Origin of the sequence: Mesorhizobium sp. M0587, from assembly GCF_040320945.1 — a bacterium.
GTDB lineage: Bacteria > Pseudomonadota > Alphaproteobacteria > Rhizobiales > Rhizobiaceae > Mesorhizobium.
This window is the reverse complement of record NZ_JAMYQP010000009.1, coordinates 199,597-220,622: the sequence shown is the minus strand read 5'-3', so window position 1 is coordinate 220,622 and position 21,026 is coordinate 199,597. Positions and strand designations below refer to the sequence as shown.

General features: G+C 63.9%; 17 protein-coding genes and 1 tRNA gene. 9 read left to right on the top strand and 9 right to left on the bottom strand.

Annotated features, from left to right (window positions below; translation table 11 throughout):
* Nucleotides 1–131: 131 nt before the first annotated feature.
* Nucleotides 132–722, bottom strand: a complete 591-nt coding sequence (locus tag NKI49_RS11685; RefSeq protein ID WP_352598662.1) for a biotin transporter BioY — start codon at nt 720–722, stop codon at nt 132–134.
* Nucleotides 723–841: 119 nt separating this feature from the next.
* Between NKI49_RS11685 and NKI49_RS11680 the strand changes: the two genes are divergently transcribed.
* A complete protein-coding gene (locus tag NKI49_RS11680) occupies nt 842–1,750 on the top strand; it encodes an MBL fold metallo-hydrolase (RefSeq protein WP_352598663.1) in 909 nt (302 codons plus the stop codon).
* Nucleotides 1,751–1,764: 14 nt separating this feature from the next.
* Here NKI49_RS11680 and NKI49_RS11675 read toward each other — a convergent pair whose 3' ends face one another.
* Nucleotides 1,765–2,550, bottom strand: coding sequence for a DUF1499 domain-containing protein (locus tag NKI49_RS11675; protein ID WP_352598664.1), 786 nt, complete (start codon nt 2,548–2,550; stop codon nt 1,765–1,767).
* 78 nt (nt 2,551–2,628) lie between these two features.
* Entirely contained in the window at nt 2,629–4,251 is a 1,623-nt protein-coding gene (locus NKI49_RS11670; protein WP_352598665.1) for a fatty-acid--CoA ligase, read from the bottom strand.
* A gap of 192 nt (nt 4,252–4,443) precedes the next feature.
* On the opposite strand from NKI49_RS11670, the gene NKI49_RS11665 reads away from it, so the two are divergent.
* Together NKI49_RS11665 and NKI49_RS11660 are read left to right on the top strand one after the other, a co-directional pair.
* Nucleotides 4,444–4,800: a hypothetical protein gene (locus NKI49_RS11665; protein ID WP_352598666.1), complete on the top strand. Its 357-nt coding sequence runs from the start codon at nt 4,444–4,446 to the stop codon at nt 4,798–4,800.
* A gap of 126 nt (nt 4,801–4,926) precedes the next feature.
* Nucleotides 4,927–5,316 (top strand): DUF427 domain-containing protein, encoded by a 390-nt coding sequence (locus NKI49_RS11660; RefSeq protein ID WP_352598667.1) that lies wholly within the window; start codon nt 4,927–4,929, stop codon nt 5,314–5,316.
* A gap of 31 nt (nt 5,317–5,347) precedes the next feature.
* On the opposite strand, the gene NKI49_RS11655 is transcribed toward NKI49_RS11660, so the two are convergent.
* The 3 genes from NKI49_RS11655 to ppdK form a co-directional block, all read right to left on the bottom strand.
* Entirely contained in the window at nt 5,348–6,088 is a 741-nt protein-coding gene (locus tag NKI49_RS11655; protein WP_352598668.1) for a polysaccharide deacetylase family protein, read from the bottom strand.
* A gap of 171 nt (nt 6,089–6,259) precedes the next feature.
* Nucleotides 6,260–7,327 (bottom strand): glycosyltransferase family 9 protein, encoded by a 1,068-nt coding sequence (locus NKI49_RS11650; protein WP_352598669.1) that lies wholly within the window; start codon nt 7,325–7,327, stop codon nt 6,260–6,262.
* 177 nt (nt 7,328–7,504) lie between these two features.
* Nucleotides 7,505–10,171 (bottom strand): pyruvate, phosphate dikinase, encoded by a 2,667-nt coding sequence (gene ppdK / locus NKI49_RS11645; RefSeq protein WP_352598670.1) that lies wholly within the window; start codon nt 10,169–10,171, stop codon nt 7,505–7,507.
* A 221-nt stretch (nt 10,172–10,392) separates the two neighbouring features.
* On the opposite strand from ppdK, the gene NKI49_RS11640 reads away from it, so the two are divergent.
* The 4 genes from NKI49_RS11640 to NKI49_RS11625 all read left to right on the top strand — a co-directional run bounded on the left by NKI49_RS11640 (nt 10,393) and on the right by NKI49_RS11625 (nt 14,187).
* Nucleotides 10,393–10,737: a VOC family protein gene (locus NKI49_RS11640; RefSeq protein WP_027022915.1), complete on the top strand. Its 345-nt coding sequence runs from the start codon at nt 10,393–10,395 to the stop codon at nt 10,735–10,737.
* A 99-nt stretch (nt 10,738–10,836) separates the two neighbouring features.
* A tRNA-Gln gene (locus NKI49_RS11635) sits at nt 10,837–10,911 on the top strand.
* Between the two features lie 337 nt (nt 10,912–11,248).
* Nucleotides 11,249–11,638, top strand: a complete 390-nt coding sequence (locus tag NKI49_RS11630; protein WP_352598671.1) for a hypothetical protein — start codon at nt 11,249–11,251, stop codon at nt 11,636–11,638.
* Between the two features lie 458 nt (nt 11,639–12,096).
* On the top strand, nt 12,097–14,187 hold the full coding sequence (locus tag NKI49_RS11625) for an O-antigen ligase family protein (protein ID WP_352598672.1): 2,091 nt from the start codon (nt 12,097–12,099) through the stop codon (nt 14,185–14,187).
* Between the two features lie 13 nt (nt 14,188–14,200).
* On the opposite strand, the gene smc is transcribed toward NKI49_RS11625, so the two are convergent.
* From smc to NKI49_RS11610, 3 genes are all read right to left on the bottom strand, one after another.
* A complete protein-coding gene (gene smc / locus NKI49_RS11620) occupies nt 14,201–17,659 on the bottom strand; it encodes a chromosome segregation protein SMC (RefSeq protein ID WP_352598673.1) in 3,459 nt (1,152 codons plus the stop codon).
* A 117-nt stretch (nt 17,660–17,776) separates the two neighbouring features.
* A complete protein-coding gene (locus NKI49_RS11615) occupies nt 17,777–18,520 on the bottom strand; it encodes a DsbA family protein (RefSeq protein ID WP_352598674.1) in 744 nt (247 codons plus the stop codon).
* A 154-nt stretch (nt 18,521–18,674) separates the two neighbouring features.
* Nucleotides 18,675–19,184, bottom strand: a complete 510-nt coding sequence (locus NKI49_RS11610; protein WP_352598675.1) for a DUF721 domain-containing protein — start codon at nt 19,182–19,184, stop codon at nt 18,675–18,677.
* Between the two features lie 54 nt (nt 19,185–19,238).
* On the opposite strand from NKI49_RS11610, the gene mutY reads away from it, so the two are divergent.
* Both mutY and NKI49_RS11600 read left to right on the top strand, forming a co-directional pair.
* Nucleotides 19,239–20,378 (top strand): A/G-specific adenine glycosylase, encoded by a 1,140-nt coding sequence (gene mutY, locus NKI49_RS11605; protein WP_352598676.1) that lies wholly within the window; start codon nt 19,239–19,241, stop codon nt 20,376–20,378.
* Nucleotides 20,371–20,982 (top strand): HAD family hydrolase, encoded by a 612-nt coding sequence (locus NKI49_RS11600; RefSeq protein WP_352598677.1) that lies wholly within the window; start codon nt 20,371–20,373, stop codon nt 20,980–20,982. Before mutY ends, NKI49_RS11600 begins: the two co-directional genes overlap by 8 nt.
* Nucleotides 20,983–21,026 lie beyond the last annotated feature (44 nt).

The window sequence follows — 21,026 nt, the reverse complement described above, 5'->3', positions numbered from 1 at the left end:
CAGGAAAACAGCCCCCATAAACCGCTACTCTTGCAATTCCAAAGCCGCTCTCTGCCTCAATCAACATGCCACATCAACGGCTTGCGGATAGTTCACGGTCGACAAATTCGGCCCCGGGATGTCCTCAAATCTCAGGAGCGCTTCAGCAACGACCAGACGGCCGGAACCAGGCTTGCCGCGAGCGCAACCTTAATGAGATCGCCGACGATGAACGGCACGACGCCGAACTGCCAGGATTTTTCCGGGCCGATGAGCAGCGCCAGCCAGGCAAAGCCCATCGCCATCATCACCACCTCGGCAACCAGCATGGCGTTGAAAAGCTTGATTGGATGGCGATCCCAGCCGCGATCGGCGGCCCAGCCGACGATTGCCGCCATGACCACGAAGCCGGCGAGATAGCCGCCTGTCGAGCCGAGCATGTAGGCAATGCCAACGCCTTTTTCGGGCGTGCCCTGGAAGACCGGAAAGCCCATCGCGCCCTCCGCCATGTAGAGCAGCAAGGTGGCGACGCCAAGGCGCATGCCGAAGGCGGCGGCGATCAGCAGGACGGCGAGCGTCTGCATGGAAATGTCGACAGGCCCCAGCACCACCTTGGTCTTGGCCGACAAGGCCAGCAGCAGCGTACCGCCGATCGCCAGCAAAAACTGTGTCGCGAGGCGGGCCGCACTCTCCTGCGGCAGAGCCAGAGAAACAAGCGGGCGCATCGTCGTTGCAGTTGCCATGGTTCTTCCCCAATCCGATTTGCCGCCATCCGATGATCGCGGTCTTGCGTTTTCCTATATTGGCTCGCGTGCTATGCGGCAATCAGTTTTGCCGTCCACCGGAACAATGCGCCGACACCATGGCTCTCAAATTCGACACCAGTTTCGACCCCAGCTACGGCCAAGGGGTGAACGTGGCCCCTGGCGTGCGGCGCGTCACGGCCCAAAACCCGAGCCCGTTCACCTTTCACGGCACCAACAGCTATGTCGTCGGGCGCGACGCGCTCGCGGTGATCGATCCGGGTCCTGATGACGATGCGCATCTCGAGACGCTGCTCGGCGTGATCGCCGGCCGGCCGGTCAGCCATATCTTCGTCAGCCACACGCACCGTGACCATTCCCCGCTGGCGGCAAAGCTGAAGGAGCGCACCGGCGCCACAGTGCTGGCGGAAGGCCCGCACCGGCCGGCAAGACCCCTGCATACCGGTGAGGTCAATGCGCTCGACGCCAGCGCCGACACCGCTTTCGCTCCCGACATCACGCTGCCGGACAACACGGTGGTCGACGGCGACGGCTGGGCGATCCGCGCTGTCTTGACCCCCGGCCACACCGCCAACCACGCGGCATTCGCGCTGGAAGGGACCGGCATCCTGTTTTCGGCCGATCACGTGATGGCGTGGGCGACGTCCATAGTCGCGCCGCCGGACGGGGCGATGGCCGATTACATGGCGTCGCTGGACCGGCTGATCGAACGCGGCGACCGCCTGCTGCTGCCCGGCCATGGCGGACCGGTCACGGCGCCGCGCGATTTCATGCGCGGGCTGAAGACGCATCGCAAGATGCGCGAGCGGGCCATACTGGAGCGGGTCAGGGCCGGCGACCGCACCATCCCAGCCATGGTCATGGCGATCTACAGGGATACCGACCCGCGGCTGCATGGTGCAGCCGGACTGTCGGTGCTTGCCCATCTGGAGGACCTTGTGGCGCGCGGCATGGTCGCTACCCAAGGCGACCCGGCCATCGACGGCATCTTCACGCCTGCGCCTTAGGCGGTTCGACGGAGCTACTCGGCGGTGGCCGCGCCAACCTGGCCGGCGACTTCCTGGTCCAGTTCCGCCAGGAAGTCGGTGACGCGCGCGGCGTTGTCGCCAAGGTCGTGACGGCCGTAGCGCGAGGCCGACCGCATGTCGACGATGACGGTATCGCCGTCGTCGGTCACGCGGATCGCCACGTCGGCGGGCAGGGCGAGCACGAAGCTCCGGGCGACGGCGGTAATGGTCACTTCGCTTTGCCCGGCGAGCTCGGGATAAGGTTCGGAAAGATCCCAGTTGCGCCGGTCGAGCACGGTTTCGACGGCATTGACGACGGTCTCGAACGGCAGGTCGTAGCTGCGGGCGGTGACCAGCGGATAACTTTCAGTCTGCAGCCGCTGTTCGCCTGGCGTCGACGGGGAAAGCACGTTCATGTCCTTCGTCCGGTCGCCGACGTCGAGCACGGGCGGATCGTCGAAATCGGTCGAGATGTCGCGGAGCGGCGGAAAAGTTGCGGCCCAATAGACGGCAACGCCGTAGGGGGAAAGCACCAGCAGCGCCAGCAAGACGGCGACAGCGATGTCATGGCCGCCGCGATCGCCGAAATTCCACAGCCTCGAAAACGCAAAGGCGGCAAACAGCAGCGCCAGCGCCGCCAGCAGCCCGACGATCGCCAGCACCCACAGGAATACCGGCGTCTCGACGAGGCCGAGATAATGGCCGGCGAAGACGGTCAGCAAGAGCACGGCCGAAAAGGCGGCGGTGCGGCGCGACCATCCGGCCGCCTTCGAGGTTTGCCGTTCCGGAATGCTGACCATTATTCTCTGCGCTGCCCAACCCGAACGGAGACTTAGAACCTTTTGACGGCGGGTTGAAGCCGAAACCGCAACGTTCCGTCAATCCGTCGGCAGACGGTAGTCCTTGAACTGCTGGCGCAAGGTTATCTTCTGGATCTTGCCGGTGGCGGTATGCGGTATCTCGCCGACGAAGGCGACATCGTCGGGCATCCACCATTTGGCCACCTTGCCGTCCATGAAGCCGAGTATGTCAGCCTTGCTCGGCTCCTTGCCCGGCTTGGCGACGATCACCAGCAATGGCCGCTCGCCCCACTTCGAATGCTGGACGCCGATGGCCGCCGCTTCCGCGACGTCCGGGTGGCCGACGGCCAGGTTTTCCAGGTCGCTGGTCGAAATCCATTCACCGCCGATGACGTCCTTGGCGCGATCGGTGATCTGCATGTAGCCGCCGGCGTCGATGTGGGCGACGTCTCCGGTGTCGAACCAGCCATCCTCGTCGAACTGCTCCGGCGCGGCGCCGCCATAATAGGCGCGGGCGACGGCGGGCCCGCGCACCTTCAGCCGGCCAAACGTCCTGCCGTCCCAGGGTTGCGCATTGTTGTCGTCGTCCGTGACCTTCATTTCGACGCCGAAGGGCGGATAGCCCTGCTTGCCCTGAACATCGAGCCGTGCCTCACCCTCGAGCCCAGCATATTCCGGCTTCAAGGTGCACAGCGTGCCGAGCGGCGACATTTCGGTCATGCCCCAGGCATGGATGACCTGGACGCCGTAATTGTCCTGGAATTTCGTCATGATCGCGCGCGGGCAGGACGAACCGCCGATGACGACCTTGTTCAGGTGGGGAAGCGTCTTGCCGGTCTCCTCCAGATGCTGCAGCAGCATCATCCACACGGTCGGCACGGCGGCGCTGAAGGTCACTTTCTCGGTGTCGAGCAATTCATAGATGGAGGCGCCGTCCATCTTGCAACCGGGCATGACCAGCTTGGTGCCGATCATCGGCGCACTCTGGCCAAGGCCCCAGGCATTGGCATGGAACATCGGCACGACCGGCAGGATGGTGTCGCGCGACGACAGGCCCATCGCGTCGGGCATGGCGGCGATCATGGCATGCAGCACGTTCGAGCGGTGGCTGTAGACGACGCCCTTGGGATCGCCGGTCGTCCCCGACGTGTAGCACATGCCGGCGGCGGTGCCTTCGTCGAAGGTCTTCCAAGCGAAATCGCCATCGGCCTCGTCGAGCCAGTCTTCGTAGGCGACAACATTGGGCAGGGTCGTCGCCGGCATGTGCGCCTTGTCGGTCAGCACGATCACCTGTTTCAGCGATTTGACGGCGCCGGCGATCTTCTCGAGCAGCGGCATGAAGGTCAGGTCGACGAAGACGGTCTTGTCCTCGGCATGGTTCATGATCCAGACGATCTGCTCGGGGAACAGGCGCGGATTGAGCGTATGATAGATCGCGCCGATGCCCATGATGCCGTACCAGGCCTCGATATGGCGCGCGGTGTTCCAGGCCAGCGTGGCGATGCGGTCGCCCAGGCGATAGCCGTCGCGTTCCAGCCGCTGGGCGACCTTGAGAGCACGGCGATGGATGTCGGCATAGGTGGTGCGCACGATCGGTCCCTCGATCGAGCGCGACACGATTTCGCGCACGCCATGCTGCCGTTCGGCGTTGTCGATGAGCTTGTGGCACAGCAGCGGCCATTCCTGCATCAGCCCCAGCATCTCGTTCCTCCCTGTTTTTTAAGTCGTGCTTTTTCTTCCATTGTGAAGCGAACCGGCGGATTGTCCAGCCATCCACCAATTCGGCGCCGTATTGGTCGAAATGACCGGGAAAACCGCCACAATCCGGCCATCGTCGGCGTTAAGTTTCGTTAACGGGCAAAGGGGTGCGATTGGCGACTGAAAGAGGTTCGCATGAACGCGCAGCTCGACGACAAAACCCTCGAGAGTACGCTTGCCGAAAGCCTGGTCGATCTGGAGCCGGACACGAAGGCTGTTTCCGAAGATGAATTCGTTGAAGTCGTCGGCGGCGCGCTTGAAGCGGTCGGCGGCACGCTGCTGTTCAAGATGTGCGTCCAGAGCGACGGCGAAGGCCAGCACGTCGCGGCCGCATCCGTCGGCGACGGCGGCAACCGCCAGTTCCTGCTGCTCACCCTGCCGACCGGCGGCGGCTCGCTGAAAGTCGAGACCGTTTCGAGAAGCAGCAATCCGGTGGCAGGCATCGCGGCCGCCTATGCGGGACTGATGGACGCATTCAAGACCGCCGCCTGAACCTCGGCGGACGCGCAAAGGCGCGATCGGCAGAGCCTGGGAAACGGCTTCCGTTTTCAGCGACAACGGGTCTTGCGCAATCCACCTGTCCGCCACACCTTAAGGTCGGGCAAAGGAGGAACCAGCATGGACAAGATCGCCAACCCGGCACCCGGCTTCCAGCGCAATCCCGACAAGATCATCACCATCGAGCCGTATGCCGGCACTGTCACCGTGCGCGCCGGCGATACGGTCATCGCCTCGTCCGGAAAAGCCAAGGTGCTGACCGAGGCTCCCTATCCCGCGGCCTTCTACATCCCGTTCGCGGATATCGATTTCGGCAAACTCCGTGCCACGGAGCATCAGACCCATTGCCCCTACAAGGGCGATGCGAGCTATTGGAGCGTGCTGCCTGCCGGAGAGGCGGGCAAGGACGCGATGTGGGCCTATCGGCGGCCTTTCGACGAAATGGCCGAGATACGCGACCACGGCGCGTTCTACGCCAGCAAGGTCAGCATCGAAGCCAAGCCGGACTGAGCGCCTGGCTTGAAGGCACCCCGGCGGCGTTTCAGTCGGTGGTGCCGTTGTTGCCGAACCCGTCGGCATCGTCGAGCCGCACAAAGGTCATGCCCTTGTCCTTGAGCGCGAGCAGGCCTTGCACCACGCCCTCGCCGGCGGCATGGGTCGGCTGGTTGATGTGGGCGATGATGACGTCACCGTCCTTGGCCGCGGCGATGCGCCGGGTGGTTTCCCTGGCGCCAAGCAGCGAACCGCCGTCGCCATTGATCGAGAAGCCGGCGATCTTGAAGCCGAGCTTGCGGATCATTGCGATTGCCGCGGGGCTGTATTCGGCGGTGGCGCCACGAAACCATTTCGGCGCCGGCTCGCCGGTCCCGGCAAGAGCCGCGGCACCCGATTCGACCTCGGCCAGCACGGCCTGCGGGCTGCCGGCGCTGCGTATGCCGTAGATCTTCTGAGGCGTGTCGACCGCAGGAATATGCCGGCCGCCATGATTTTCCAGCTCGAACAGCTCCGGATGCGCCCGCATGATCGCGACGGCCGCGGCGTTCCGCTTGAGCCAGATGCCGGTGACGAAAATGGTGGCGGGGATCTTGTTTTCCACCAGCGCCGAGAGGATCCGGGTGTCGGTCCGTCCGCCGCAGGCATCGAGCGTCAGCGCGACGCGGCCGGCTCCGCTGGCATCGGGCTTGATGTGCAAAATCGGCTCGACCAGCGGCGCGGCATGGCCGCCCGCTGCCACGGCCAACGACATGGCGACCGCCCAGAGATATTTTCGCAGCAGGCGCATCAAACGAATTCCGTGGCCGGTGATTTCAGGTGGGTACCACAAGACCCGCATCAAGGCGGAAATCGGGACGGTGCCTAGCAGGAAAATGCCCGGCGCGGCGATTTGACCGTCCACTTGGTGAAAGAACCATCCGACGACAGCCCTGAACGGTCGCCCCTGGCCGGGCGGGGCTCAGACGGCGCGCTCCCGCTTCAAATCGGTGCGCGCAAGGACCTCGCGAACCGCGTCGACAACGGGCTTGACCTCCACACGCCAGACGCAGCACACCCTGCTGGGGTCCGGCCAGCGGCACAAGTCCTTGGCAACGCACTCGCATGGCATCGGCGGCCGCAGCGCAATGCTGGGCACGCCGACAGGCCCCCAGCGCGCCGGATTCGTCAAACCGAAAAGCCCGACCACCGGCGTGCCCACGGCAGCGGCCATATGCATCGGGCCGCTCTCGTTGCCGAGAAACAGCCTGGCCTGTTTCAGCACGGCCAGCAGGCTGCCGAGCGACAGCGCTCCGACAAGGTCGACAACCGGCGACTTCGTGTTGGCCAGGATCTGTCCGGCGGTCTCGCGTTCGTCCGGCCCTCCCACTAGGACGACACCCAATCCGGTCTCTCCGGCGATCTCGTCGATCGCCGCGGCGAACCGTTCGGGCTGCCATCGTCGGCCCTTGAAACTGGCGCCGGCATGCACGGCGATGAAGGCGTTCGGATGGAGATCGTGCTTGTCCAGAAGCGCCGACATTTTCGCGGTCTCAGCCGGCAGCGGCTGAATGTCCGGCACCGTCACGCGCAAATCGACGCCAAGCGCTTCAAGCGGCGAGAGATAGCGGTAGACGAAGTGCTGGCCACCAAAACCGTACGGTTTGGCAAACACGTTGGCGGGCTGCCTCTCCAGCAGCCGCAAGGGACGCTCGGTGGGATTGTAGCCGACACGGGTCGTTGCGTTGACCAGCCCGCTGAGTATGCGCGAGGTCTTGGAATCGGTCACGTCGATCGTCAGGTCGAAGCGGAAGCGGCGCAGCGCCCGCACTACCCCATAGAGTTCTTTTGCGCGCTCCAGCGGCGTGCCGCGCATGCGGGACCGCCTGAACGTCACCACATCGGAAGCGATGCCGTGCTCGATCACGAAGCTCTCGAGTTGAGCCTCGCAGAGAAGCACGATCTTGGCGCCTGGGAATTCGAGCAGCAGGTTCTTGGCGAGTGGCGAGACGAGAACAATGTCGCCGATATACTTCGTTTGAATGATCAAGATCGATTGGAACGGCACGGGTCTACAGCGTCTGTTTTTTGCGGGGGTAATTTCGGCTTATTCGCGAATTGGGCTAAAATAATGTCGAGTTTAGCCGATTCTTCCAGCACGTTCGCGTGAACTTGCATAGGAAACCGTAAGCCTTGATCCGGGCCTAAGCCTCGTGTTCGCGCCCTCTCATTTGCTACCCCGCACCGCCGCCTGCGCGGCCGCCAGCCTGGCGATCGGCACGCGGTAGGGCGAGCAGGAGACATAATCGAGCCCGACCTCCTCGCAGAAACGGATCGACGCCGGATCGCCGCCGTGTTCGCCGCAGATGCCGAGCTTGATGGCCGGCCGCGTCTTCCTGCCCTTTTCGGCGGCCATGCGCACCAGTTCGCCGACGCCGTCTATGTCCAGCGAGACGAACGGATCCTGCTCGATGATGCCCTTCTGGCGGTAGGTCTCCAGGAACGAGGCGGCATCGTCGCGCGAGATGCCGAAGGTGGTCTGGGTGAGGTCGTTGGTGCCGAAGGAGAAGAACTCGGCGTATTCCGCGATGATATGGGCGCGGATCGCCGCGCGGGGGAGCTCAATCATGGTTCCGGTCAGATATTCGATGTTGACGCCGGTCTCGTCCATGACGCTTTTGGCGACCGCATCGATGCGCGCCTTGACGTAGTCGAGTTCCTTCGCGAGACCGACCAGCGGCACCATGATCTCTGGCACCACCAGGGCGCCGGCTTTCTTGCCGGCCTCGACGGCGGCCTCGAAAATGGCGCGCGCCTGCATCTCGGCGATCTCGGGATAGGAGACCGCCAGCCGGCAGCCGCGATGGCCGAGCATCGGGTTGAATTCGTGCAGCGCCTCGGTGCGCTGCCGAAGCTTGCCGGGCGAGACATTCATGGCGGCGGCAACCTCGGCGATTTCGGCCTCGGTCTTGGGCAGGAATTCGTGCAGCGGCGGGTCGAGCAGGCGGATCGTCACCGGCAGGCCGGCCATGATCTCGAACAGTTCGAGGAAATCCGAACGCTGCATGGGCAGGAGCTTGGCGAGGGCCGTGCGGCGATCCTTCTCGGTGTCGGCCAGGATCATCTCGCGCATGGCGACGATGCGGGCGCCGTCGAAGAACATGTGCTCGGTGCGGCAAAGCCCGATGCCCTCGGCGCCGAAGGAGCGCGCCATGCGCGCATCGAGCGGTGTTTCGGCATTGGTGCGCACCTTCATGCGCCGCGCCGCGTCGGCCCATTCCATGATGGCGGCGAAATCGCCCGAAAGTTCCGGCTGCAGCATGGCCACGGCGCCCTTGAGCACCTGGCCGTTGCCGCCGTCGATGGTGATGATGTCGCCCTTGCGGAAGATCTGCCCCATCGAGATCAGCGTGCCGGCCTTGTAGTCGACGCGCAGCGAGCCGGCGCCCGACACGCAAGGCTTGCCCATGCCGCGCGCCACGACGGCCGCGTGGCTGGTCATGCCGCCGCGCGTGGTCAGGATGCCCTCGGCCGCGTGCATGCCGTGGATGTCTTCGGGGCTGGTCTCGATGCGCACCAGGATCGCCTTGCGCCCTTGCGTCTTCAGTTCCTCGGCATCGGCGGAGGAAAAGACGATCTCGCCGGTCGCCGCGCCGGGCGATGCCGGCAGGCCGACGCCGATGACGTCGCGCGCCGCCTTCGGGTCGATGGTCGGGTGCAGCAACTGGTCGAGCGAGGCGGGATCGATGCGGGCGACGGCCTCCTCCTTCGTGATCAGGCCATCCCTTGCCATCTCGACGGCGATCCTGAGCGCGGCCTTGGCGGTGCGCTTGCCGGACCGGGTCTGCAGCATCCACAATTTGCCGCGCTCGATGGTGAATTCGAGGTCCTGCATGTCGCGGTAGTGCTTTTCCAGCCTGTCGGAGATGGTGACGAAGGACTGGAAGGCGTCCGGCATCAGCTTCTGCAAGGACGGCTTGTCCGAGCCGGCGCCGATGCGGGCGGCCTCGGTGATGTTCTGCGGCGTGCGGATCCCGGCGACGACATCCTCGCCCTGCGCGTTGACCAGGAACTCGCCGTAGAGCTGCTTTTCGCCGGTCGATGGATTGCGGGTGAAGGCGACCCCGGTGGCCGAGGTTTCGCCCATATTGCCGAACACCATGGCCTGGACGTTGACCGCCGTGCCCCAGCTTTCGGGGATATCATGCAGACGCCGATAGGTGATTGCGCGGTTGTTCATCCAACTCGAAAACACCGCGCCGATCGCGCCCCAGAGCTGCTCGTGCGGATCCTGCGGGAACGGCCTGCCGAGCTCCTCCTCGACCTTGGCCTTGTAGAGCGCGATCACGCCTTGCCATTCGATGGCCGTCAGCTCGGTGTCGAGCTCATGGCCGAGGCTGGCCTTCTGGTCCTCGAGGATTTCCTCGAACACCTCGTGATCGAGGCCCATGACGACGTCGGAGTACATCTGGATGAAACGGCGGTAGCTGTCATAGGCAAAGCGCGCATCGCCGGAATCGGCGGCCAGCGCCTCGACCGTCTCGTCGTTCAGGCCGAGATTGAGCACGGTGTCCATCATGCCCGGCATCGATGCGCGGGCCCCCGAACGCACCGACACCAGGAGCAGCTTCGACGGATCGCCGAACCGGCGGCCGGTCAGGCGCCCGATATGATCGAGCGCGACCGCGACATCGGCTTCCAGGCCGGCCGGATAGGTGCGGCCATTGGCGTAGAAGGCATTGCAGACCTCGGTGGTGATGGTGAAGCCCGGCGGCACCGGCAGGCCCAGGCTGCACATCTCGGCCAGATTGGCACCCTTGCCACCCAGCAGGTTCCTGTCGCCGGCACGGCCTTCCGCCGCGCCATCGCCAAAGGTGAAAACCCATTTGGTCATGCCTGCTCTCCGGTTGCAGGAGATTGGAAAGATTGGCGAAACGATATTCCGCCGTGTCCTACCTTGGAGCGATATGATGCTGCACTGCGAAAGGCAAGGCGTCGCAAAGCCCGCCGGCCGCTACAATCGATTAAGGGAAAGCCATGTCCGGGAGTGCGGCAAAAAGACTTGCTATTTCCGGAGTTTTGGTTTAGAACATAACATGAACAAATGAGGCTTCCATGAAACTGTCCGGAAAACTCGACTATCTGGAAATGCCCGCGACCGGTGGAACGCTGGACCGGCTGAAGGCTTTCTACAGCGCCGCCTTCGCCTGGTCGTTCACCGATTATGGGCCGACCTATTCGGCCTTTGCCGCGGGCCTGGACGGAGGCTTTCAGGCCGATGCCGCGGAAGCGCCGGCCAAGCCATTGCCCGTGCTCTACAGCAGGGAATTGGAGAAAACCCTCGCCGCGGTCGAAAGTGCCGGCGGCACGATCGTCAAGTCGATCTTCGCGTTCCCCGGCGGCCGACGCTTCCACTTTGTCGATCCGGCCGGCAACGAGCTGGCCGTCTGGAGCGAGTAGACCAGGCGTGGTGATCAGCCGGAATGTCGCAACCTCCAGCATTGAGCTTTCCACCGGCTCGTCTTATAAGGCCGCGCGCAGCGGACATGTGCCGGCTGTTGGGGCGTCGCCAAGTGGTAAGGCATCGGTTTTTGGTACCGACATTCCCAGGTTCGAATCCTGGCGCCCCAGCCATCCATCTCACTCGGGAAGGGCACGGGGTCCACACTGCAACTGCGGCGCTTAATAGCGCCAACCCCATAGCCGGGAGGCATAGCGCAGCGGCGGCAATTCCCCGCCGGTGGTCCAGCGACGCGCCGAAGTGCCGAGTGCCTGGGCCTTAAAAGTGCGACCTACCCGACAAAGCAAAACTACGGCACGGTCGCTCATACACCCCGACTCGGTCGCGTAACGGAATGCGTGGAGCGGCTTTCTGAAATTTCCTTCGACGTACCTAAAAATTGAAGGCTTGGCCGAACCTTTCGTAAAGGGCCCAGTTGTATCTTCAATATTTTAGCCACGCGGGTGGAACATGAGTCTTCTAATCTCAATCTTTTTTTCTGTTCTCGCCTCAATAGGACTCACTTTCGCGAAGGCGATTTCAGTCTACGGCTTCATTCGGGATCAACGTTATTCGTGGATCAGTTTTATAGCGATTTCGATCGGATGGTTTGGCGCAACGGTGCTGAGTGCCTACTCGATGTGTGGTCAATTGGGGTGCAGCTGGGGACTTCGCTTTGGATGGATTTCAGACATGTTGCCCCATGGCTTCGTGACGAATGTCTCGTCCGGTGAGAAGTTATTTATGGTTGCATTGCTTACATATTTGGGGCTTTGCATCTATTTCTTCGGACATGTGATCGGCTGGTTGTCCTACGCGGTGGTCGGCATTGGAAAGGTGTTCTCGAAGCGAATTCCGTAGCCCCTTGCGTTTAAACGGACACCACGCTGTAGGATTATAGGTGCTTCAGGCGTAGCCTCGCATACGCCACCGTCTCAATCATCTCGACGCGCTGGCGCAACATGCCTTGGGGCAATGTTCCGTATTGTTCGGTCATCGGATGGGCCTTGTGACTGACCAAAAGCCCGAATTGTTGATCCAGAAACTCAGCCCGGCGAAGCGCGTCGATGAAATTATGCCGAAAGTTGTAGAGGAAGGACCCCTCTTCCGGCCTTGATACCAACGGCCTAGTAAAATGGATAATCCGAGATCGGGCATACCGGGTAGCTGCCTGGTGACGGCGTGCAGCGCCGGCCAGGCCATGCCGAGCGCGGCCGCTCATTGCAAGTGGTCTGAATCGCCTTGAACATCTCTCTCTTTTCCATACAAGGTCGTCGAAGATTCGGCCAAGAGGGGTGGCGCTCCAAGATGGAACTTCGATGAACCTTCCTATCTTCGCCATCAACCTCGATCGCGAGACCGGTCGCTGGAGCGAATTGCTTGCCAGCGCCGAAGCGGCCGGCCTGAGCTTTCAGCGCATTGCCGCCATCGACGGCAGCGCCCTCGCCAAAGAGGAATGGACGGAGATCGATCTTCCGGCCGCGCGCAAGCTAAGCGGGCGCGCCATTCTGCCCGGCGAGTATGCCTGTTACCGCAGCCATATCAAGGCGCTGGAAACCTTCCTGGCCGGTGGCGGCGCCCATGGCCTGATTGTCGAGGACGATGTCCTCTTCAGCGAAAACACCATGCGGCGCATCGAGGCCATCATCGCGGCGGTCCCGGATTTCGACGTCATCAAGCTGAACAACCACCGCATGAGCTTTTTCATGCGCGCCCTCGAGACGACCGAAGGCGACGAGATCGGTCGCGCGCTGCATGGCCCGCAAGGCTCGGCCGCCGCCTATCTGGTGACGAGGGAGGGCGCGCGGGGGCTGTTGTCGGCGCTCGCGGTGATGAAAATGCCGTGGGACGTCGCGATCGAGCGATTTTGGGCTGCCGGCCTGAAGGTCTATTCGGTCCGCCAAAACGTGCTTGGCTTCGCCAAGAGCAGTGAGACCTCGGGCATAGCCGGTCCCTCGGGCAGCTACAAATTCGCAAGGCTTGCCTGGCCGAGCCGCTGGAGCGCCGTGGCGTTGCGGGCCAGGGACGAACTGAGCCGCCTGCATCACGTCCTCCTCCCTCCGCCCTTGCCGCGGGAAACCCCTGACTACGCCAAGGACGACGCGCCGCGCAGCACCTTGCTTCTGTTGCTTGCGGCACTCGCCGTTTTCGCCCTGGTGTCCTCGGTCTGGCGTGAGGCCGACACCTATCGCTATGCGGGGATTGCCCTCGCCCTGGCCGCAGCCATCCGCTGGTTCAGGCTGGATCTATGGACCTACAGCAAACCGCTGATCGGATGGGTCGGCGTTCTGTGCCTGGGTTGGTCGTTCTATGTCTTCATCCGACTGGCGATCGTCTATTTCGGCACCCATCAGTTGGGTGCCGCCGAAGGCATCTACCTGTTTCCGATGTTTTATGCGACGACCGGCTTCGCCCTCTTGCTGTTTGTCAGGCGGCCCGCGCGGTTCGTCCTCGGGTTCATGATCCTCAGTCTCGTCTTCCTGGCGGCGGACACCGGCTATTCGGACATATTTCACGGCATCAAACCGGAGCCGTGGCTTTTCAACAATCCCATTCACGCGTCGGTGGCGGCTGGCTTCATCTTCCTGTGTACGCTGCAATTCATGGCATACACGGCCCATAGAACGGACCTGAACACCGCAACCAGGAGCCTGCACTGGGCGCTGTCGGCAGCCGTGCTCCTGCTTGCCCTGGTCAACATCATTGCGCTGCGATCAAAAGGCGTCTGGCTTGCGCTCGCGCTCGTCCTGCTGCTGTTGGCGGTCATGACCCTGGCGAGGGGTCATCGCCGCGAGCTGATCGTCGGGGGCGGCGTGCTGGCGATCGTGGCAGCCGGCGTCGTCGCCACGCAAAGCATCTTCTGGTCGACTGCCGGCGACACCATGGTCTTCGTCAAGAGCTTGATTTCGGATGTTTTGAGCCATGGCATCCTGCCGGCCTTCGACCGCGCCATCGCCAGCGATACGGTTCCGCTTGCGGCCAGGGAACGGCTGATGTTGTGGGCCGATGCGATCGAGGTCTGGAAACGCCACCCGATCCTGGGAGCCAGTTCCAGCTGGCTCACCGAATGGCAGGACAGGACCTATCATCCCATGATCTTCAACGTCTTCCACAACGGCTATCTGGAAATAGCCGTGCGCTACGGCGTGGTCGGGCTGGCGTTCTTCGTATTTCTCTACACCTGGTCGTCCAGGCAGGTCCTGCTGGCCATGCGGGCCAAGCTTATCGCTCCGGCCGCATGGTCCTGCTACATCTCGACGCTGGTCTTCTTCGCCATCACCATCCTCAGCAATTCGAACAACCGGCTGTCGATCGGCGAGGCCTTCATGTGGTTCGCTGCTGCATTCGGCTTCTATTGTTTCTATCTTCGCCAGCAGAAGAACCTAGTCGCGCCGAGAACTTATTTCTAGACGGGCCGGCGCGTCAGCTCGCCTCGCGCATCGCCTCGGCGGCTTGCAGGTCGACCGACACCAGCTGGCTGACGCCCTGCTCGGCCATGGTCACGCCGAACAGCCGGTCCATGCGCGCCATGGTGATCGGGTTGTGCGTGATGATGACGAAGCGCGTCTCGGTGGTCCTGGACATCTCGTCCATGAGATTGCAGAAACGCTCGACATTGTGGTCGTCGAGCGGCGCATCGACTTCGTCGAGCACGCAGATCGGCGCCGGGTTGGTCAGGAACACCGCGAAGATCAGCGACATCGCCGTCAACGCCTGCTCGCCGCCCGATAGAAGCGTCATGGTCTGCGGCTTCTTGCCGGGCGGGCGAGCGAGGATTTCAAGTCCCGCCTCGAGCGGATCGTCGGATTCGATCAGCTGCAATTCCGCCGTGCCGCCACCGAACAGATGCGAGAACAGCCGCTGGAAATGGCTGTTGACCACATCGAAGGCGGCCAGCAGCCGCTCGCGGCCCTCGCGATTGAGACTCTGGATCGCCTGTCTCAGCTTGCGGATCGCCTCGATGATGTCCTCGCGCTCCGAAACGATCGCCTCCAGCCGGTCGGAAAGCTCCTTCTGCTCCTCCTCGGCACGCAGGTTGACGGCGCCGAGCCGCTCGCGCTCGATCTTCAGCCGGTCGAGCTGGCGCTCGATCTCGGGCATCTCAGGCATCGCGTCGTCGGCCTCCAGGCCGGTGTGGCGGATGACCAGATGTGGAGGCGTGTTCAGCGTTTCCTGGATGCGCGCCTCGACTTCCAGCCGGCGTTCGTCGGCCGCGGTCAGCCGTTCCTCGGTGCGGGCACGCGTCTCGCGGGCCTCGGCCAGCGACTGGATGGCACCGGTGGCCGCCTTGTCCAGTTCGGCCTGCCTGCTCTCGGCCTCCTGCAAACGGTCGGCGGCCGCCTTGCGCAAGGTCTCGGCCTCGGTGAGCTGCGACAGCAATGCGCGCCGTTTGGCGTCGATTTCGTCGGGAGCATCGGCCAGTCTCTCGCGTTCGGCCTCGGCCTCGGCCTTGCGTTCACCGAGCGATGCGATCTGCGTGGAGGCGTTTTCGGCACGTTCCTGCCAGTTGCTGCGCTCGGCGCCAATGGCATCGAGCCGGCGCGTGCGGGCCTCGGCCTCGCGCCGCAACCCTTCATGGACGGCACGCGCATCGGCAAGCGCGGCGCGGTCGCGCGCGACATTGGCCGAGGACTGTTCGAGCTGCAATTGCAAGTCGCCGAGATCGGGCGCGTCCTGCAAAAGCATTTCGGCCTCGACGAACGCCGCCGACGTCTCTTCATGGCTGTCGACGATGCGGGCGCGCGCCTCGTCCAGTGCGGCGCGCCGGCTCGACAATTCGCCGCCGGCCTTCTCGGCCTCGGCCAGCGCGTCACGGGCGGCGTCGAGCCGATGCTGGGCGTCGCGACCGGCCTGGCGTGCGTTCCGCTCGGTCTCGCTTGCCAGGCGGAGCGCCTGCTCGGCCTGTGCCAGCGCCTCCTCGGCCTGGCGCAGGACGAGCGTCGCCTGCACGGCCTCGGCATCGAGTTCGGCCAGCCGGTTCTTCTGCGCCAGCCGCTGGGCGGCCGCGGTCGGCGCATCGGCGCTGGCGGCAAGGCCGTCCCAGCGCCAGAGAGCGCCCTCGCGGCTGACCAGTCTCTGGCCAGGCGCCAGCAGCGCCTGCAGCCGACTGCCGTCCGCGGCCTCGACAATGCCGATCTGCGCCAGGCGGCGGGCAAGCTGCACCGGGGCGCGAACCACGCTGGCAAGGCTTTTGATGCCTTCTGGCAGCGCGGCGTCACCGGACTGGATTTCGCTCCCGCCCCAATGGACCGGCGCGCTGCGGTCGAGCGGCACGTCGAGATCTTCGCCAAGCGCCGCGCCCAGCGCCGTCTCGAAGCCGCGCTCGACGCTGATCTGCTCCAGCACTGAAGGAAAGAGATCGCCGCTGGCGGCGTTGAGGATCTTGGCCAGCGTGCGCGCTTCGGTCTCGATCCGCGCCAGCTCGGCCCTGGCGTCCTGAAGCGGCGGCCGGGCAGCGCTTTCAAGGACGCGAGCATCGACAACCGACTGCTCGGCCTGCGACACGGCAGCCTCGGCTTCCTCCAGCAGCGCCATGGCCTGTTCGACCAGAACCCGTTTTTCGGCCGGATCCGGCAGGCCGGCCACCTTGGAGAGGATGTCGGACAATTCCCGGTCGACCTCGGCGAGCTGGCGGGCGAAGCGGTCGCGGCGCTCGGCGGTCTCGCGCAAGGTGCGCTCGATCTGGTGGCGCGAGGCGGCGGCTTCGGCTCGCTCGGCGGTCAGCGCGGCCAGTCTTGCCTCGCTTTGCGACAGCGTCGAGGCAGCCTGTTCGAAGACGGCCCGGGTGGTGGCCTCGCGCTCGGCGGCGCCGGCGTTCTCGGAATTCAGCGTCGCCTCTTCGGTACGCAGGCGTTCGAGGACGTCGGCATTGTCGCGCACCATCCGCTCCTCGCGGGCGATGTCGCCGTCGAGCTGCTGCAACCGGCGCTCGAGTTCCGCCTGGCGGCTGCGGATGCGCCCGGCCTCCTCCTCGATCTGCGACCTGGCGATGGACAGACGCTGGAAGGCAGCGGCGGCGGCGGCTTCCGCATCGCGAAGGTCAGGCAAACGGTGAGCGCCGATCCCTTGCTCCCTGGCCGCGTTCATTTGCGCCGCGGCGCGGTCGCCGACCAGCGCCGTGGCGACGGCCAGAGCCGAACGCGCCTCGCCTTCCTGGGTCTTGGCCAGCGTCCAGCGCAGATGCAGCAATGTCGCTTCGGCCTTGCGGATGTCGGCCGACAGGTTCTTGAAGCGGGACGCCTGGCGCGCCTGGCGCTTGAGGCTTTCGATCTGGCTTTCCAGCTCGCCGACGACATCGTCCAGCCGTTCGAGATTTTGCTCCGCCGCCTTCAGCCTCAGTTCGGCCTCGTGGCGCCGTGTATGCAGGCCCGAAATGCCCGCCGCCTCTTCCAGCAGGGCGCGCCGCGCCTGCGGCTTGGCCTGGATCAGCTCGCCGATACGGCCCTGCCCGACCATCGATGGCGAGCGCGCGCCGGTCGACTGGTCGGCGAACAGAAGCTGCACGTCCTTGGCGCGGGCTTCCTTGCCGTTGATGCGGTAAAGCGAGCCGGCCTCGCGCTCGATGCGGCGCGACACCTGCAATTCATCCGCGTCGTTGAAGGCGGCGGGCGCCGAGCGGTCGCTGTTGTCGAGAAAAAGCGTCACTTCGGCGGTGTTGCGCGCCGGGCGGGTGCCAGAACCGGAAAAGATGACGTCGTCCATGCCGGACGCGCGCATGTTCTTGTAGGAGCTTTCGCCCATCACCCAGCGCAGCGCCTCGACAAGGTTCGACTTGCCGCAGCCGTTCGGCCCGACAATACCGGTCAGGCCGCGTTCGATGACGAACTCGCCGGGCTCGACGAAGGACTTGAAACCGAGGAGGCGAAGGCGCGAAAACTTCATTCACGCCGCCCTGTCACCGGGTTCCGCAAAAGCGTTCCGCCGTTTTGCGGCGTGACTCCGCGGCAAGACGAAACGGCCGCCAGCGCCGAATGCTGCCGCTTCGGCGCTGAACGAGCGTCAGAGCAGAGGGTCGATGATTGCCGACATTTCCTCAATCGACATCGCCCCTTTGTAGGTCTTACCGTTGATGAAGAAGGTCGGCGTCGAGTCGACCTTGAATTCATTGGCGCCGCGCTTCTGGACCGATCTCACATCGTCCAGAAGTTTCTGGTCCGTCAAGCAGGCCTCGAATGACTCCTGTGTAAAACCAGCAAGCTTCGAGATTTGCAACAGCGCATCCTTGGTGTTGGAGACGCCAACCCAGTTGGCCTGCTGCCGGAACAAGACGTCGACCATCGGGAAATAGTTGTCCTTGGCACAACGCGCCAGCATGAAACCGGCCTCGGCGCTCGGATCGAACGGGAATTCGCGCAGGATGTAACGGGCCTTGCCGGTGTCGATGTACTTCGTCTTCAGTTCCGGAAAAGTGGTCTCGGCGAAATGCGCGCAGTGCGGACAGGTCATCGAAGCGTATTCGACGATGGTGACCTTGGCGTCGTCCTTGCCGAGTTGCTTGTCGGGCAGCGCGCCCGGCTTCATCAATTCCGCCACGTCGACCGTGCCTTGCGCTTCCGGCGCCTTGGCCGCGGCCGGCGTTGCCGGTGTCGCAGGGGTCGCTGGAGACGCGGGTTTCACGTCCGCCGCCTTGGCCTCCTCGCTGGAGTCGCTGCAGGCGGCGAGCAGGGCCACCGCGGGAATGGCGGCCAGCGAAGACAGGACGTTTCTGCGAGACAGACTTTTGCCAAACGGGGGACGGTTCATACGAATCACCTGACAAGGGTTGGATTTTGCAATGCAATGGCACGAAAAAGCGAGAGTTGGCGCGAATTAAGGCATCTCCATCCCCAAGCCAATCGCCAAACCTGACAGAGGCGATCACGAATGCGAGATGTCGACGACGAATCCATGACTTCGATCAAGGGGTTTTCGGCTTCCTTTCACCCAAAATGGTTGCGCCAAGCCTTTCCAGCGAGGCACGCAGCCCATCATCCTCGATCAGTGCGACGGTGCCGGACAGCTTTGCTTTCTCGGCCTCGGTCAGCGGTCTTGGAGCAGGCTTCGGACGCACCTTGTCCGACATTACCGGTTTTTGCACGATCCTGATGCGCCCGATAGCGTTGAAGCCGAGGAAGGCATTGACCCGGTTGATGATCTCGCCGGTCTCATGCTGGAGATGAAGCGCCGCCATGCCTTCGCAGGCGATGACCAGCACCGCCGGCTCGAACGGATCGTCTTCATGCATGCGGCGCGGCCATTGGATTTTTTCGGGGCGCGAGCGGCTGGCCAGCCGTGGGCCGGCGATCTCTTCCCATGACTGGACGAGACCGATCGAAATGCCGGCCCGCTTGCGCAACACCGGATCGAGGATTTTGGTGGCAAGATCGCTCACCGGGACGGGATTGCCGTAGGGCGTTCTCCCTGCCATGTACGTTCTCCAGCCACGACCTCACCAGATACCGGCCAGGCCAACACAAGATCAATGGCACCAGCAGACCAGACCCGCAAGGCCCAGATCAGCACAGCGATGCCCGACGATACGGCGTCGCGCCTTCTGGCCTGGTATGACGCGCATCATCGCGAGCTGCCCTGGCGCGTCGCCCCGAGCGAGCACGCGCGCGGCGTTCGGCCCGATCCCTATCGTATCTGGCTGTCCGAAGTCATGCTGCAGCAGACCACGGTCGAGGCGGTAAAGTCCTATTTCCGCGCCTTCGTCGAGAAATGGCCCGATGTCGAGGCACTGGCCGCCGCGCCGACCGAGGACGTGATGAAGGCCTGGGCGGGGCTCGGCTATTACTCCCGCGCCCGCAATCTCAAGGCCTGTGCCAACCTCGTCGCCCAGCGCGGTGGCCGGTTTCCCGACACCGAGGCCGGCTTGAAAGACCTGCCCGGCATCGGCGCCTATACGTCGGCGGCGATTGCGGCGATCGCCTTCGACCGCCGTGCCGCCGTTGTCGACGGCAATGTCGAGCGGGTCGTTTCCCGGCTGTTCTCGATCACGACGCCGCTCAGCGAAGCCAAGGCCGAGATACGCGCCCATGTCGAGCCCATGGTGCCGGCGGCAAGGCCCGGCGACTTCGCCCAGGCGATGATGGATCTTGGCGCCACGATCTGCACCCCGCGCCGGCCACGCTGCATGCTGTGCCCGCTGCGCGAGGGCTGCAGCGCGATCCTGTCGGGCGATCCGGAGCGTTTCCCGGTCCGCCTGCCCAAGGCGGACAAGCCGCTGCGGCGTGGTGCTGCTTTCGTGGCCATGCGCGACGACGGTGCCATCCTGTTGCGCAAGCGGCCGGAAAAGGGCCTGCTCGGCGGCATGACCGAGGTGCCGACCACGGCCTGGACGGCGCGGGCGGACGGAGCGACCACGCAGGCGGCAGCGCCGTTTGCGGCCGGCTGGCGGCGCGCCGGAACGATCGGGCATGTCTTCACCCATTTCGCGCTCGAACTCGAAGTCTTTCATGCCCACATCGAAGGCGGTGCGCCAGAAGGGCATTTCTGGTCGCTGGCCCACGAGATTTCCGGGGAGGCGCTGCCGACCGTCATGAAAAAGGCAATCGAGGCTGCGATACCCGGCGCGACGAAGAAACCGTCGCCACACAGTGCAAAGAGGCCCCATGACTGAAATCCGCCACATCGTCTTCGACATCGGCAGGGTGCTGATCCACTACGATCCCAACATTCCGTTCAGCCGGCTGATTCCCGACGAGAAGGAGCGGAAATGGTTCTTCGACAATGTCTGCACGCATGATTGGAACATCGAGCAGGATCGCGGGCGGAAATGGGAAGACGCCGAGGCGCTGCTGATCGCGGATCATCCCGATCACGCGGAAAACATCCGCAATTTCCGCCGTCATTGGCACGACATGGTGCCGCACGCTTATGACGACAGCGTCGCCATCATGGTCGGCCTGATCGACAGCGGCCACGACGTGACCATGCTGACGAACTTCGCCTCCGACACGCTGGCCGAAGCCCGCAAGCGCTTCGATTTCCTCGATCGTCCGCGCGGCGTCACCATCTCCGGCGAGATCGGCAAGATCAAGCCGGACCGCGACATCTACGACCATCACGTGGCTGCGTTCGGGCTCGAACCATCCGCCACGCTGTTCATCGACGACAGCCAGAAGAATGTCGACGGCGCCAGGGCGGCCGGCTGGCAATCGGTGCTGTTCACCGATGCCAAGACACTTCAGGCAGATCTTCAACGCCTCGGAATCAGAGCGTGATCTGAATCGCTTCCAGCGTTTTCCTGAGGCTTTGCATCAACGAT